At 54.5% G+C, this 14,590-nt stretch carries 14 protein-coding genes and 1 tRNA gene; all 15 read right to left on the minus strand.

The features are described 5' to 3' along the window. Nucleotides 1–5 precede the first annotated feature (5 nt). The 15 genes from NX780_RS04685 to NX780_RS04755 all read right to left on the minus strand — a co-directional run bounded on the left by NX780_RS04685 (nt 6) and on the right by NX780_RS04755 (nt 14,521). Entirely contained in the window at nt 6–425 is a 420-nt protein-coding gene (locus NX780_RS04685) for a hypothetical protein (protein WP_258826688.1), read from the minus strand. Beyond that, nucleotides 422–1,486, minus strand: a complete 1,065-nt coding sequence (locus NX780_RS04690) for a hypothetical protein (protein ID WP_258826689.1) — start codon at nt 1,484–1,486, stop codon at nt 422–424. The genes NX780_RS04685 and NX780_RS04690 overlap by 4 nt, the downstream gene beginning before the upstream one ends. A gap of 561 nt (nt 1,487–2,047) precedes the next feature. Further along, nucleotides 2,048–2,851 (minus strand): IS5 family transposase, encoded by an 804-nt coding sequence (locus tag NX780_RS04695; protein ID WP_258826690.1) that lies wholly within the window; start codon nt 2,849–2,851, stop codon nt 2,048–2,050. Nucleotides 2,852–3,019: 168 nt separating this feature from the next. Next, nucleotides 3,020–4,993: a serine hydrolase domain-containing protein gene (locus tag NX780_RS04700; RefSeq protein ID WP_258826691.1), complete on the minus strand. Its 1,974-nt coding sequence runs from the start codon at nt 4,991–4,993 to the stop codon at nt 3,020–3,022. A 212-nt stretch (nt 4,994–5,205) separates the two neighbouring features. Further along, nucleotides 5,206–5,949: a RipA family octameric membrane protein gene (locus tag NX780_RS04705; RefSeq protein WP_258826692.1), complete on the minus strand. Its 744-nt coding sequence runs from the start codon at nt 5,947–5,949 to the stop codon at nt 5,206–5,208. Nucleotides 5,950–6,645: 696 nt separating this feature from the next. After that, nucleotides 6,646–7,935, minus strand: a complete 1,290-nt coding sequence (locus NX780_RS04710) for a type II secretion system protein GspD (protein ID WP_258826693.1) — start codon at nt 7,933–7,935, stop codon at nt 6,646–6,648. Then, entirely contained in the window at nt 7,932–9,011 is a 1,080-nt protein-coding gene (locus NX780_RS04715; protein ID WP_258826694.1) for a zonular occludens toxin domain-containing protein, read from the minus strand. The genes NX780_RS04710 and NX780_RS04715 overlap by 4 nt, the downstream gene beginning before the upstream one ends. A 3-nt stretch (nt 9,012–9,014) precedes the next feature. Then, nucleotides 9,015–9,290 carry a DUF2523 domain-containing protein gene (locus NX780_RS04720; protein ID WP_258826695.1) on the minus strand — a complete coding sequence of 92 codons (276 nt, stop codon included), beginning with the start codon at nt 9,288–9,290 and terminating at the stop codon, nt 9,015–9,017. Nucleotide 9,291: 1 nt separating this feature from the next. Beyond that, nucleotides 9,292–10,590: a hypothetical protein gene (locus NX780_RS04725; RefSeq protein WP_258826696.1), complete on the minus strand. Its 1,299-nt coding sequence runs from the start codon at nt 10,588–10,590 to the stop codon at nt 9,292–9,294. 164 nt (nt 10,591–10,754) lie between these two features. Then, entirely contained in the window at nt 10,755–10,979 is a 225-nt protein-coding gene (locus tag NX780_RS04730; protein ID WP_258826697.1) for a hypothetical protein, read from the minus strand. Nucleotides 10,980–11,024: 45 nt separating this feature from the next. Continuing rightward, nucleotides 11,025–11,276, minus strand: a complete 252-nt coding sequence (locus NX780_RS04735) for a hypothetical protein (protein WP_258826698.1) — start codon at nt 11,274–11,276, stop codon at nt 11,025–11,027. A 49-nt stretch (nt 11,277–11,325) separates the two neighbouring features. Beyond that, a complete protein-coding gene (locus tag NX780_RS04740; protein WP_258826699.1) occupies nt 11,326–11,700 on the minus strand; it encodes a hypothetical protein in 375 nt (124 codons plus the stop codon). Between the two features lie 3 nt (nt 11,701–11,703). After that, nucleotides 11,704–12,924 carry a protein rep gene (locus NX780_RS04745; protein WP_258826700.1) on the minus strand — a complete coding sequence of 407 codons (1,221 nt, stop codon included), beginning with the start codon at nt 12,922–12,924 and terminating at the stop codon, nt 11,704–11,706. Further along, nucleotides 12,917–13,237 (minus strand): hypothetical protein, encoded by a 321-nt coding sequence (locus tag NX780_RS25310; protein WP_258826701.1) that lies wholly within the window; start codon nt 13,235–13,237, stop codon nt 12,917–12,919. Before NX780_RS25310 ends, NX780_RS04745 begins: the two co-directional genes overlap by 8 nt. Nucleotides 13,238–14,445: 1,208 nt before the next feature. Next, nucleotides 14,446–14,521 (minus strand) — tRNA-Arg (locus NX780_RS04755). Nucleotides 14,522–14,590 lie beyond the last annotated feature (69 nt).

The raw sequence follows: 14,590 nt of genomic DNA on the forward strand, positions 1-14,590 counted from the left end.
AATCATCAATGGAACGCAGCGTAGTTAGGGCGAAAGAACACGTAGATAGAGTTCGCGCAATCAGGAACTTCCTCACCAGTTCTAGGATCGCAAAATTCACTGCTATCTAAAAATATATCTACTTCTTCAGCAGATAATTCGTATTCGAAATCCTCGTCAATAAACTCATAGCCTATAGTTAGCAAATTTGCCCGAGAGCCCGTAAGGTAGGCGATAGTACGGTGAAGTATTTCGCCATCCTCTCGGTTTAACTTTGCTGCTTCACGCAGCATACCAAAAGTAAGATGACGAATGTTTTTACCAGCATTTGCAACAAGAAAATTCACAACGTTCACAAATGCAAGACGAACAGGGTCAGCCTCGTCAAAATCTGTCGAGGCATAATCCAGCGCTAACTTGTAATGTGAAACTTGCGATGCGGTCATCTCAGTAGTTGCATCATATCTTCAAATTGTTTTCCATCAATGCAGTCTTCCACAATGGCCATATTGACGGTTGGAGTAGCTGAGCCGGTATCTGCAGATTTTCCAGGAATCTTAAGACGAACAATGGACAAATCTTTGTAATAGCTATACGCCTTTTGGATTGCAAATTTTTCTGTTGCAGACGCCGACATGCTTGCTACGTGGCTTGGGTCATCTTTCATGTTGCCCTTAAGACCACGCATTTTCCCATGGTTAATAGAGCCTGCCGCAGTGTTATGACCAAGCTCAACAAGATGCCCATTTTTATCATGATACAGCAAATCAATTTTAGGGAAAAAGTTTACCAATGTAAAAGATACCTTTTCCCAAGCCTTATCTACTTGATTGGACATCAATTCGCGAAAAGCGACTTTGAGCTCTTTCAAAGCTTCCACCATTCGATCGGTAGTTTTAAGGCGAGTGCCATCGACCCTGAACTCGATACGCTTATTTTTGGCATCAATGTATACCGAATCTATACGCTGAAAAATTAACTGCCTATAAGCAACAACTTGATCATATCCAGCAAACCGTTTGAGCGACACAGCATCCTTCATATCGTCGACAGCAAACGTTTCCCTTTCCGTTTCGTATGCGCGAGAATAAAAGTATAAAGTAACGCCAGTACGGGTCGTATTCAACTCGCTTGCCACAAGTTTCGGACGGAGTGTTAGATCCGAAAGCTCCTGATCTGAAACGTATGCGGGAAACGCCACAGTAGGGGTGTATTCACGCACAAAACTATGTGCAATTGCTTTCGTCAATAAAGCGCTATCTTTTTGCTCAAAAACTGCGAACTGTATAGCTTTATTACCCCACTCAACGTTATCTCGATAGATTTTTTCAAGTCGAGAAGCATACGACGAAGCGGTCATAGCAGGCACCTGCAAATCGCCGTATTTACGCTCAAGGCCAGCCCAACCGTTGCTCGTTGGCAGTTCGTTATGTTCTAAGGCTGCTCGAAGGGTCGTGAAGTTGGGTTGGCGACGACGCAACTTTGCCAGTGCTGATTGGATGGTCATAGTAAGTCAATGAACGGATGTTCATTTATTGTATGCCAACCACTTTATCGAATCAGCAATTTTCTTAACGTTGCAATATAGCAACACCAGGCGTGGGTAAAGCCTTGAAAAGCATAAAAGTTGCCGCTAGGACATTCGCCCATCACGACCTACGACAAGCACAGTCGAGTCTTCACTTACCTGTACTATTTCCCTAAGACCATTGGGCCATTCGCGGATCAACCCATCTGGCACCTCATCGTCACAATAGTAGATCGGCCGCCCTTCCTGGAGGTGCGACCTGGCTGCCTCGCCATCGTCATGACGTAAGAGGCGCAAGCAACAGGCCCAAAACCTACGCTCTTCGCGCTCGCTCATGGATTCAATCTGCTGTGGGTCGAACATTGTTTGCGATTTTAGCCGGCAAATTTCTGCACCTGACCATTGTAAACCACATAGGCTTGAGGTCCTGCACCGCTTCGCTTGTATTCACAAACGAGGGAACGTAGCTCCGTTGGACGTCAAGAAATTCGTCTGAAGCAATGAACTTCGAGGCTTTACCCACGCTCCGTTTTAGAGCGCCTAACAAAACCGTTCGACATACCGCCAACAGATGAGCGAACAGGCAAGTGAAAGGAACGCCTGGTGAATGTCTGCTCGCCGCTCATGTCGTATGCGTAATCTGCGAAAGCGGTGTGGCCAACCCAGGGTACGCTCGACAACCCACCGCCATCTGCCGAGCCGTTCGCGTGACTCCACGCCGTAGCGCGCAATCCGAGCTGCGATTCCCCGACGGCGCAGCCAAGCCCGATGGGCTCTCGAAGCATAGGCTCGATCGGCATGCAGCTTACCTGGGCGTTTGCGGGCACGGCCTGCCAGCCCTTTAACTGCCGGGACGGACTCTACCAACGGGATGAGGAAACGCGAGTCGTGTACCTGCGCACCCGAGATCTGGGCTACCAATGGAAGCCCACGCTCGTCGACCAGTAAATGGTGTTTACAGCCGAGTTTGCCGCGATCGGTAGGGTTTCGGCCTGTGTGCTCGCCGCCGGCAGGCGCCGGTACGCTTGCAGCGTCAACGCTAGCTCGATCCCACATGATCTGGTCGTGTTCGCGGAGCCGTCGCAGAATCGTCTCGTGAATACGCTGCCAGACGCCAGCTAGCATCCATTCGTGAAGCCGACGCCAGCATGTCATACCACTGCCGCAGCCGAGTTCGCGCGGCAAGTACTCCCACGGTATTCCAGTCTTGAGGACAAAGAGGATCCCTGTCAGGGCCGCGCGGTCATCGATACGTGGACGGCCACCTTTGGGCGATCGGCGATGGGCCGGAAGATCAGCTGCTATAAGCGACCACAGGTCTTCAGGAAGAAGTGCTCGGGCCATGGCATCAGTCCGTCTACAAACACGGACGTCATGTTAGTGCCTCGACTGGGCGCGCGTACGTCCGCTTCCGACCCAAAGCAGACCTATGACGCGAGCGATTTTTTGCTTTCAGCTTGTCGGTAACGGTTTCGATTTCCAGCACTGGCCTGACACATCTAATCGGACGCGTTAGAACCTGCCGTCCCAGAAGAGCAGTCCACCCTGCCATGCCATTACCGTAGCGCCTACGCATGCCAGGCAAAGGACTGCATGGTGCATCCGCCCGGCCCAGGAACCGCCAGACATGCGAAGGCGGACACCCGTCATCCAGAGTGTCGAAAACGTGGCGACAGCCCCCGCGCAGGCGAGAATCTGGGCGAGACGCAAGAGCACGCCGCAAGCTGGTGAGGAGACAAACAGCAAGTCGTTCGCGATTGCGAGGGTAACGCCTCCGCAGACGATCCATGGTGCCAGTACAACGAAACCGGTTGCGCCGACAAATAGGTTCCTTCGCAACGCGCGAGACGCCACTACACCACGCCCTTGGGGACGACTCCGAAACAGGGCGGACAATAGCTGCCATGGGGAGCTGAGCAGTAGAATCACGAGAGAAGAGATCAAGATGACTCGCATGAACAGCTGGTGTCGGTACCACGGGCTCTTTTGCCTAATGCTCGGCGGGCCGCCGTTGCCGCTCAGCTCCCACTCTCCTTCTGCATTCTTTTTAAAGTAGAGCCGTTGGAGTGGATCGCCCAAGCTCTGCCAGACGCCGGCTTCGATCTGCCGCCACGCGACAGGAATGCCGTTCGGACCAACATACGAGTCTACGACGAGATTTCCACGCCCGACCGAACGCACGACTGTTTGTTCGACGAGCAGAGATTTCAGCGATAAGGGCGAACGATCGAACCGCCAACTCCTGCGATAGCTTCCAGAAAGCTCATCCGGTCCCTCTGCCGCTACTATTTGCAACGGTGGGGCAACCTGTGCGGGATGCGCAAAATAGCGTGCGGCGAACACCCTCAGCAACTTGTTGCGCATGTCCCCACCCGCCTCGGAGTTCTGAACGATAAACAGTCCAACCCGTTGTTGCGGGAAAAGATACATCCCCGAATAATAGTTCGGAATGTCGCCGGTATGCCCGATCACTCGGGGGCCTGCGCTGTCCATTTCGAAGGTGCCAAGCGCAATGCCGGGCCCGGCTGGGTGGTGGCGAAATTGTATGGAATGCATTGCTGCCAGTGTCGTGGACTTCAGCAAGGGTTTGGCGGATGCAGTGTCGGCGCCGAGGTGGGCAAGCATGAAGCGCGCCATATCCATTGCCGAACTCGACATACTTGTAGCGGGCGCCGCTTGTGCGATAGCGAATGGACTGGGACCATCGGACGCCGTGCGATACCCTTTGGCCAGGAGTGGAGCTAGGTGGCTGGGCAAGGGCTGCGCGAAGCTCGAATAATCCATCTCAAGCGGCTTAAAAACGTGGTTTTCAATATAAGTATTGAAAGGCTCACCAGAAACGCGTTCGACGATGTAACCCGCCAGCGTGGTGCTATAGCTCGAATACGCCGGTACTGTGCCCGGCGCATACAGGCGCGCGGGCATGTGCCGCACAAGATAATCACGAAGTGGGCCTAGATCACCAGCTTTAACCCAGCGTCCCTGCACCGTATCGTCGAAGCCTGCCGTATGGGACATCAGGTGGCGCATCGTGATTGGCTTGCCGAATCTGGCAGGGATAGGGAAGTCAACGTAGCGCGCAATGTCCGCGTCGAGGTCAATCTTGCCGCGCTCGACCAGTTGCATCACAGCAGTATAGGTAATGACCTTCGACACCGATGCGATACGAAACAAAGTACGGATGGGAGAAATCGGTACTTTGTTTTCGATGTCGGCGTATCCATAGCCGCGTGCGAACAGCAGCGTGCCGTCCTTCACCACCACGATTGCGGCACCGGCGATGTCTGCCTGCTTCATTTCACGATGGGCATGCTCGTCGAACAGAGTGCTGAGATCGTCAGAAGTCATCGTCACTGGAGATGACGCGTGCTGTGCCATGACGGCATTAGCCGCGGCAAAATACAGGCTTGCAGTAAAGGCCGCACCCTGCGACAGCCGACATAACAGTCGAATCGGGCTTTTCCAGAGCTTAGAGTATTTGGTCACGTTGTGCCGTTCCGTTTTGCTATTACTTTCAATGTAAAACGGAATGACGCTACCAAAAAGATCGAAGCGAAAATACGCGGAATTTCACAACGAACGAATATCTTGCTAACGAACTGTCTGGATGCCCGCTCTTGGCCGAATGCGGCCCTTGGTGCGGCTCAGTTTACCCGTCTGTTGCCTGCAGAGCAACGTGAACGTTTTGTTAGGCGTTCTTAAGTGCCGTTCCGCGTAGAAGGCTCCACTTTTAATGGCGCTACGCCTAAGTTAAAGTAGCCCGGCAGTGGACCGACTGTTTTTCCATTGATTGAGATTGTCGGCACTAATAGGTAGAGCCAAAATAAACTCAGGGTGATAGCGGCCCAGATTGGAATACGACTAACTGAAAATTTGCTTAGGATGAGTTGGTTTTCAAGCCAGCGTCTCCAGGTAGTCGCTCCTTGACTTATCTCGACTTTATTGGCTTCAGTGATAGCCCCTGCGTCGTACTCAATCTTATCGGTCGATCGGGCTGCAGTTAGATTTACGTCAGCGAGCCGTCGTTTCTCGTCAGCAGTTAGGAAGTCACCATCTGCCGTTAGGAAATTGCTGACTCGTTTATAGTCTTTGAGTTCTTCGAGCAGCCAAATCTCAGTAGTTTTGGCTGCTCGCTCCCACCGGACTTGCCAAAATTTTGAGCCTGCGGCCATCCCGACTTGAAGAAGTGACGTGATCAAGCCAACCAGACATACTGCGAAGGTAATGATCGGGGCGGCAGTGCCTTGGGACTGAACGATCCCTGCAATGAGCACCCCTTGGAAAATCATAAAAAAGTTATTGCGTTGCGTAAGTTGCGAAATCTCGAACTCGCGCTGACGTTGAGCAAAATCGTAGGCTTTTGTTAGAGTTCCAACAGGGGAGTCCGCTTCCTCAGGTCTCGTTGACGTAGAAGACGGGTTAGGGTTGCTTGAAGTAGCCATAGCGCATGAGATTGTTTACCAAACCATTATGTTACCAGTATTGCAAGCACCACAATGAACTATGCCATACTGTATATATGTACAGCAGAGCCAAGAAACTGCGCGAGTGTGGGAAGCGCAAGCCTTCATGCGACATTCAAGCTGACGAGGGTCACGAAGGGCTGCAACCGACCCATTTCGGACGTTTAGTCGACAGCTTTGAGAGGACAACTGGCATAGGCTGCATGCACGGGTTGACGCGACTATTTGCGCTGCGCTGCTGCACTACAAATTGTCAGGACAGAACCGGAAAGCAGAATGGGCCATAGCGCACTGGCGTCCCCGAAAAATAGAGACACAATCGCGCCTACGGCCGTGACGGCCATTGCTCGCGGCCAGCGCTGGCTAGGAAGTCGCAAGATAAGGTAGAGCGCGATCATCCCTATCAGTGCGAGTGAAACGACCCAATACCAAGCTACGTTTGCCATGTTGAATCAACGTTGATCCGAAAGAGAAGCATGATACGTGGAGCTTGAACATGAAAAGTCACACAATTTCACGCTGATTAACTTGGTTCGCTCACTGCCTTGGTACTAATGAAGTTGTCTTCACCGCATTAGGTCCGCTTTTGGCCGATTGCGGACGTTCGGCAAGGCTCAGTGTATCCGGCTGTTGCCGATAGAGCAACGAGAGGGTTTTGTTAGGCGTACTTAGGTACTAGATCTTGCGCAGTTGAAGAAATAGGAGGATCTCAGAGTGGGCCGTCTCGCGGGCCTTCGATCCGAAGAGCGACTTCCAAAATGGCGGACGAGAAGCTGTTGAACTGTCCTTGTCTTCACGCAGTCCACCGATCACAACAACATCACCATCAGCCAGAGACACGCTGGTAGAAAGCTCGCGCTTGGTCAGCGTAGGGGAATTATTGACACCTGTAGTAGTCGCGACGAAAGACGACACCTGCTGGTCGACCTTCACGGAAATAGAAGCGTCGCGCACGATAGGCGCGATAGTGAACAACACGCCCGAAGAACGATAGTCTACAGACTGAACTGGAGCACCACCACCAGAGGGATAGGTAATGGCTCCTAGCACAGGCACATCATTACCAACAGTCAGCGAAGCAGTCTGGCCAGAAGCGACACGCAACGAAGGCGAAGAAAGTACCTTAAATCGCGAATCGGTGTCCAAGGCCTGCATGATCGTGGTCACGGACGAACCACCCAGGCTGAGGTAGTTCCCAGCCTCCTGCGCGGCACCTAAAGAGAAACGGAAACGGCCACGCAGGACGGACGCGGCGAGCTGCAAAGCTGACGACTGTTGCGTGCCGGTATTGACCTCGTACAGAGCACCAGTTACGACAACCTGACCAGGGTCTACATCTAGCTGAGAAAACAGCTTGCGCAGCGCGGCAACCTCACGCGGCGAGCCTGCAAAGATGATCTCGTCAGACCTTCGGTTAGACAGGTCAAGCAGCGATCCGGAAGGCGCCGCAACCGGAGCAGGCGCAGGAGCGGAACCCGATGGACCAACCGAAGGGCTAGACGGCGCCGCTATGTTCATGCTGCGCTGGCTGGTGAAACGCCCACTGAACAGGGGAGCGACCATTTCGATGAGCTGGGCACCATCACGGAACCGCGGCCGATACACGATAACCTCTCGCGATGCATCCTCAACCGCGGAGGCCTCGACCTCGGCTGGCAGCGGACGAACAACGTCGAGGCGACCGCGCGTCACTAGCTCGTAACCAAGGCCGCGCAGGAAGGCAGCGAACACCGTACGAAAATCGCCATCACCAGTACGCCAGCGGAAGGAGACCGGACGACGATCCTGTAGCGCCGCAGGATCGACCGTATAAGCCACGGCCGGAAAGGCCTGGACGTAAACAACGCGCACAAGGTCTGCCAGCGGAATCGAGTCAAAATCGAAAGACGCGGGAGGCAACGGCGCAGCGAACACGCGACCGGAAAATACGACCAGCAAGACCAACAGGAATAGGAGTTTTCTCACTTTTTGACCTCTACAGCAGAACCGGCAGGAGCACCGGAAAAACGCGTAACGACTCGACCGTCGACGGTGCCGGCCTGAGCAAACCCGACGCCACCGAAGCCGGTTTCAGGGACTAGACGCACGCCAGCAGGACCAATCAAGACGACATAGGCGGCACCATTGGAAGCCAAACTTCCGGCGATACGGAAATCAGACGAATAGTCGGAGGACGAAACCCCGGGCTTGGGTGCAGCCTTCGCCCCAGGTACGGCAGCAAGGGCCGAGGTCGCAGCGGCGGAGGCGACTGATTTGTCCGCTTCAGGGTGCGTCTTGCCCCACCACCAGGAGCCAAGACGCCAAATGATGAACAGGCCAATCAGGACAAAGGCAATAATCTTCGTGCGTAGACGACCGTCAGCAAAAATGTTCATACGGGAATCGGCATTCACCTCTTTCCCCTGCTTCGTCCCGGAATAGCTCTTGTAAAGTGGAAAAATCTCAGGATCGTAAGTCTTCGTCCAATCCTTGACGATGTACTTGGCATGCTGCTTCCAGCCCTCCCACATCGTGATCGTATAGACGTTATCCAGACCCACGCCTTTGGCCTTGTGGGTCTTGAAGCTGTTACCCACGACGACACGCAACGACCTATGCAAGTCGCTGATGTCCTGAGTCATCAACACTAGATCACATGACACCCCAGTTTCAGGATGCGTGTAATGGCGGTGCTCGCGGAAGAACACACGATGCGCTGGCGAAATCTTCTCATCGGTACCCCAGATCTTATAAGCCTCGTCGATCGCAACCAGGTCACCAGGGCGCACGATCGTATCGGGCGGCACGCCCTGAGCTGCAGAATGGTCAGGAAAGAACTCAGCCGACCGCACCTGCTCGTCGGTGACGTTGACGACCTCCCCGAGCTGATCGAGCTCGAGCTCGTACTTGGAGGCGCAATAGTCCCGGATCGCATCGTTATTTAAACCAGCGATGTTGGACACGACACGACGACCGGCGCGGATCGCGGGAACCACAACGGACGAAACGACCTCGTACGATTTACCTGTGCCCATCAGGCCGACATAGCAGTTGATCGCCATGGGTCAGCCGAAGAAGGGTATACGACGGATCGCAAAGCGCAGGATATAGGCCGAGATCACACCAGGGAAAAACTGCGTCCACATCGTGAGGTCAGCGAAATACCACATGGCAGGCGTCCAGGCGGCGAGCGCGGAATTGAGGTCGGCAGGCCCCGGCAGCTTCGACACTAGGTAGCCGCACACCGCAGACACAAGCAGGTACATCACGGTGAACAACAAAAACTTGACCAAGACCGTGCGCACCAGGAAAGCGACGGCACTTGAAAGAAGAGCACCCATCTTAAGCCCCCATGACGATAAACAGGATCAGAAGCGCCCAGGCCACAGCGAAAGCAGCTTGCAACGCCACGCGCACATTGTTCGCCTCAAGGAAATCGCACATCTGCGTGAAATGCAGCGTATGCCCGTTGAGCACACTGCCAGGCAGCGAGAAAGAAGGGGTAGGGCACTCCGACTGGTGCGCCGGGAACGAAAACGACGACCACGCCGGCCACAGGTTCAATAGCGGATCAAGGATGCTTTCGATAGACGGTGTGGCTTCCAGCACTGGTGGGGCAAACACGCCCCAGTCGATGGGCTTCGATTCCGGATTATTTGTCTCGCCAGTCTCGCCGCCGGTACTTGGCTGCGTGCCGGTCGACGGGACAACTGGAGTCCAAGGAGCCGACGCCGGTTGTCCTGCAGGAGCCGTGACAGGCGCAACTGCATCGCCAACAGTGGGATACGTCGTCGGGTTCGCTGACTGATACGCTGCGGCGTCAGCGGCAGTAATCGGGTTGCTGCTACTGTATGGAACACCGGTATAACCGGGCTGCTCGGACGCGGTCTTCCAGGCCTGATCGGCAATGGCGGCAAGCACTTCCGGATTGAGCGGCGCGGCCTTCTGTTCGTCTGTCAGCGCGGCGACCGCATCGGCAGCGGTTTTGGTCTCAATAGGACCAGGTGCGGTCGTAGTACGGTAGGAATAACCAGCTCGCGCCATGGCATCCTGAAACGTCGTCGAAGTCTTGCCATCAGGAGCCCAACCAGGGCGGCAGAAGTTGGTAGGGTTGCTCGCACCAGGTGCAAGGCATCCTGGAATGTTCGGGCCGGTCTCGTCGCACCAGTTATAAATGCTTGTCTGGACGCAGGCTTGCATATCCTGGTCGTTGTTGGGCCTAATCGTGTACAAGTAGTCGACCAGAGCAGGACCGGTGCTCGGCAGCTGGACCTTGACAGAACCATCCGAGTCGAACCACCAAGCAGCGATCTTGTCGACCGCGAGACTGATACCAGCTGAGAAGAGCGCCCCAAGGCCCACCACCACGGCAGCAGTGACCCAGGCGGGAGCAGTAACACCTGCGGCAGTAACAACAGCGGCAGCAGCAGCGCCCCCAGCGACGGTCGAACCGATACCCTGCATGGTCGACGCAATGCGCGGATCGTTAGCGGCGAACCCACGCTGACCGGCCTTGGACACCACCAGGGCGGAAACTGCGGCCTGCATGGAGGCAGGTTTAGCCTGTGCATATACGAGGCCAGGCGAGACGATCACGGCCAGCAGCCAGCGCACGAGAAAGAGCTTGAAGAAGGATCGCATGTTCACCCCTTCAGGCCCTGCACACAGGCATGGCCGGAGAAAACACCTAGAAAGAAGAAAGCTAAATACCACCAGGAAGCATCCATATCACCACCAGAGAAGGAAAAAAAAGGGGTCGAACCGAAGTCCAACCCCTGCTGACACGATCCCGCGAGGGGCGGCGCTTAGTGTGCGCCCTTGACGATGCGGCGCACCTTCATGTAACCGAGCTGTGCCAGGTCGACGCCGATCACCAACGCGCCGATACCGAAGATGGCAGCGGTTACGTCCAGAAAGCTGATCGATGCCCAAAGACCTGCGACATCGGTAGCACCCTCGGCGTGAGCCAGCATCGGAAGAGCCATGACACCAGCGAGAGCAGCTTTGGCACGAATGGACGAGAACTTCATAAACACTCCAACAAAAGACCAGGGAAAACGCCCCGGAAACGTCCGTCAGGAACCGCCCTGACGAATGGGTTTGCGCACGGCAGCGACGACAAAGCCGAGCAAGTAACCGAATACGACGACACCGAAACCAAAAAAGAAGAACCCGGAAGCCTGTACCGCGTCATATGGAGATTGAGACGGCGAAGCGAGCACAGCTTGAACCGTGACCAAACCTTGGCCTTCACCACACGGCGTACCGGCAACAGCCGACGTGTTTTGCGCCGTATCAACGCACACGACAACACTGGACGAGGCCATGATTTAGATCCTTCTTCGAAAAATTTAGCGGCTAAAAACGACTCACTGTTTAACTAGCTTTACGTTGACCGACACCTTCAGTCTTGTCAGAAGGCTGAATAAGCCGAAGGTTATGTACAACCGTTACTTTGCGTTCTTTGTCACCGCTGCCCTGCATGACCTCTTCGATTTCCACTTCTACTTCAACAGGTCCGGTCGACAGCAGATTGATGTGCTTGATGCGGTCGTAATTTGAGGCGTCTCCCCATTTGACTGCTTCGTATCCGAGGCCGAAGGTGCCGCCAGGATTCTTATGGGGCGACATCAGCCACAGGTGGGTCGAGTCGTAGGCTTGGCCGGTTTCTTTGATGACGCCCTTGCTGGCGTACGCGTTCATGAGGTAAGTACGTTTCGTGAAACGGTTATTCGCGAGGAAGAGAGACATGGTTTAGCTCCTAGAAAAAAGTGTTTTGTCCTGACATTCAGGAAGGCTGTTTACAAAAGAAAGAACGTCTTCAAAGGTTCCGACACTCGCAATCTGCAAGAGGACAACCCGAGCGTCGAACGGTTGTCCAAGCACCTTGAGCCATTGCTCAAAATTCAGTGAGCCGAGCAGGACCGACGGTTCTTCCTGCGCTTCGGCGATTTGTTCATCAGTGAGATCTGCGATCTGGAAGCGCGCCTTTAGTCCACGCGACCAGACAAGCTGGCGGCTACTTTCGATTCGGTCCTGGCCCATTCGCGAAACCGCCGTTGCGTATTCCACCCAGGATTCGCCGGCAGCCTTATCCCCTTCGCTGTACTGGCCGAGAAGACCGAAAGGCGTGAAAGAGTCACCACGAGCGGACTTGAGCGAACCGCCGGCAACCTCGAATTCGAGGCCCCACTTGCCGACATACTCTCCAGCAGTGTTCCCGCCTCGCACATCCAAAGCGAGGCGTGGAAGGTTCCAGCCGTATTCCCTCAACGCAGCGGAAGCCCAGCGCGACCATAGTGCGTTACCGACTTCTAGCCACTGGACCGGCTTTTCACAGAACAACAGGCTGTGGACATGCGGATGCCAACCGTTGAGCCCCTTGGTAAATTCAAGCGCTCTGATCTGGCCCACGACGGCAAAACGATCCCGGAAGGACTTCGCTGCTTTGCCGCTGTTGAGCCGATCAAATAGCCGCTGAAGACGTTCCAAGACATCAGCACAGCGATCCGATGCAGCGTGCGGAACAGTACAGGTTAGAAGGCCACAAACACCGCCAGACTCATTCATCCGATTGGTGGCAATGACTAGTTCGGCGCGACGGCGAACCGCAATTTTTCGGGCACATACCGGGCAGTGCCATACCGAACCACATTGCACAATGCCCCCGAAATGAGCGCGCTTATGTTGGATGGCACGATAAATTGCGACGCCCTGCTTTTGATCGATGACGGCAACACCACAACGCACGACCCGATATGCAGGAACTTCCATGCCACTAGCCTTAACCCAACGGAAACGGGCAAGCAACTTGCGGGCTGCTGACCGAAGGAGGTAGCTGGTTGCTACCGCCTCGAATTGATCAACTTCATACTGGCCAGGAGCGATTTGCTTGCGTACCTCACCGGACTCAAGATCGACCTCGATCCCAAACCCCTTCGGCAGCGGAAGGGTGACGATTCCCTGATTACTCACGATAACCCCGCTTCGGCAGGGTGACGGCGTTTTCGCCATATATACCAAGGGGCGCGCCGCCAGCGCGCTTACGCTGGCTGTCCTCGCTCGCGCTGCGGGCAGGCAGCGTAAGCGCTTGCATATGTACAGCGGCGCGAAGATGGATGAATACCTTCGACCAAGCGCTGTCGCTCCGCATAGCATCACGTTCAGGTGCCACCCACCAATTCAAGCGCTCTACTACGCCTTGGTTTCCACTCTGTGATGTAGAAACTGACGGATTTTGCACGTCACCGAACAAATCGAACGTCTGGTTATTGGAACCCTTTTTCACGATCTGCTCCCGGACGCGGTCTTTCGTGGGCGACCACGACGCGGAGATTGGATTGACGCCAGGAGAGAAACCGGACGAGACGCGTCCGGGTTGATTTCGACGCAGCTGGCCAACCAAGCATTTACATCTTCAGCACGCCAAAGCAAGCGACGAGATCCCGGCAGCTTGCAACGCGGAGGCAAGGCGGCTGGATTTCTGGACACATCACTGCGAATTGAGGGAACCGTCTTTCTGAGCAGTGCCGCGAGTTGCGAGACATCTAACAGCTCAACCATTGGGGGCTTTCCAGCTTCAGTGACAACTTCCGTCACAAGATTCATAATCGGCAAGAAAAACAGGTAGAAGCGCTTTCTTAACGCTTTAACCGTTACACTGCCGTACTTTGTACATTTATGCCGCATTTACGGCATAAACGTCATAGTATCGGCAGTGTTTCTCATCGTCAAGCAAAACTGGGGTGGAAATTTATGTTTGTAGTGATGCAGATCCATGAACGCCTGAAAACGATCATCAGTGCGGAAACTGAGGAAGCAGGGAGGTTCGGGTGGCTTCAACGGAAGACTGGGATCTCACGTAATACTTGGCAGACCTGGTGGGACAAGGATGACGCACCACCGGGAGGCAAGATGATCGAGGCTGCTGCAAGGTTGTGGCCACAGTACGCTTTTTGGCTCGCGACAGGCATTACAGATCGTGAGTACGGTCACGCAGCCCCGAAAGACCTACCGACTTCGGTCACATGGCCAGAAGACAGCGCAGCGCGTCGACCAAGTGCGGCCGAGTACTTGTCGCATTGCATTGCTATGCAAGACAAGCTCGTGGAGCAAGGAGAGGCGTACCGGGCATCAAAGGAATGGGACAGGGATTGGGAGAAGCTCAACGCTTCTTCGTGGGATCGAGAAATAAGTGTGCATTCAATGCGAATCCTCTTCGGAGCATACGAAGATCGGATACGCGAACAGCCAGCGAAGGTCAACCCATGGGTCCCCGATCATGACGATGGGATACACCCAGATAGCGAGTAGTAGAGCGAGAAAGAAGAAGGATGCAACAAGCTCATGCGGGAGACGCTACGCAAGCAAAATTGCAACAAAGATAGAAAGATTGTTGGCACAGATTTGGCACAGTCATAACGCCAAACTCTTCAAAACAACGCACAATACTGCATTGTCCTGCAACATCTAACTAGTTGAATTTAAAAGACAGGATGGCGCGGCTGGCGGGGATCGAACCCACGACCCTTGGCTTCGGAGGCCAATACTCTATCCACTGAGCTACAGCCGCGTGAGGGGGACAGAAAGTGATGCGAAGGATACAGTCTTTCCTCGAGCACGTCCATGGGCAAACTCTTGC

This window comes from Massilia agri (assembly GCF_024753255.1).
Classification (GTDB): domain Bacteria; phylum Pseudomonadota; class Gammaproteobacteria; order Burkholderiales; family Burkholderiaceae_D; genus Telluria; species Telluria agri.

Excerpts from the sequence above, each read along its gene's own strand:
- NX780_RS04685 (WP_258826688.1), bottom strand. The coding sequence starts at position 425 with ATGACCGCATCGCAAGTTTCACATTACAAGTTAGCGCTGGATTATGCC.
- NX780_RS04690 (WP_258826689.1), bottom strand. The coding sequence starts at position 1,486 with ATGACCATCCAATCAGCACTGGCAAAGTTGCGTCGTCGCCAACCCAAC.
- NX780_RS04695 (WP_258826690.1), bottom strand. The coding sequence starts at position 2,851 with ATGGCCCGAGCACTTCTTCCTGAAGACCTGTGGTCGCTTATAGCAGCT.
- NX780_RS04705 (WP_258826692.1), bottom strand. The coding sequence starts at position 5,949 with ATGGCTACTTCAAGCAACCCTAACCCGTCTTCTACGTCAACGAGACCT.
- NX780_RS04715 (WP_258826694.1), bottom strand. The coding sequence starts at position 9,011 with ATGGCGATCAACTGCTATGTCGGCCTGATGGGCACAGGTAAATCGTAC.
- NX780_RS04720 (WP_258826695.1), bottom strand. The coding sequence starts at position 9,290 with ATGGGTGCTCTTCTTTCAAGTGCCGTCGCTTTCCTGGTGCGCACGGTC.
- NX780_RS04725 (WP_258826696.1), bottom strand. The coding sequence starts at position 10,590 with ATGCGATCCTTCTTCAAGCTCTTTCTCGTGCGCTGGCTGCTGGCCGTG.
- NX780_RS04730 (WP_258826697.1), bottom strand. The coding sequence starts at position 10,979 with ATGAAGTTCTCGTCCATTCGTGCCAAAGCTGCTCTCGCTGGTGTCATG.
- NX780_RS04735 (WP_258826698.1), bottom strand. The coding sequence starts at position 11,276 with ATGGCCTCGTCCAGTGTTGTCGTGTGCGTTGATACGGCGCAAAACACG.
- NX780_RS04740 (WP_258826699.1), bottom strand. The coding sequence starts at position 11,700 with ATGTCTCTCTTCCTCGCGAATAACCGTTTCACGAAACGTACTTACCTC.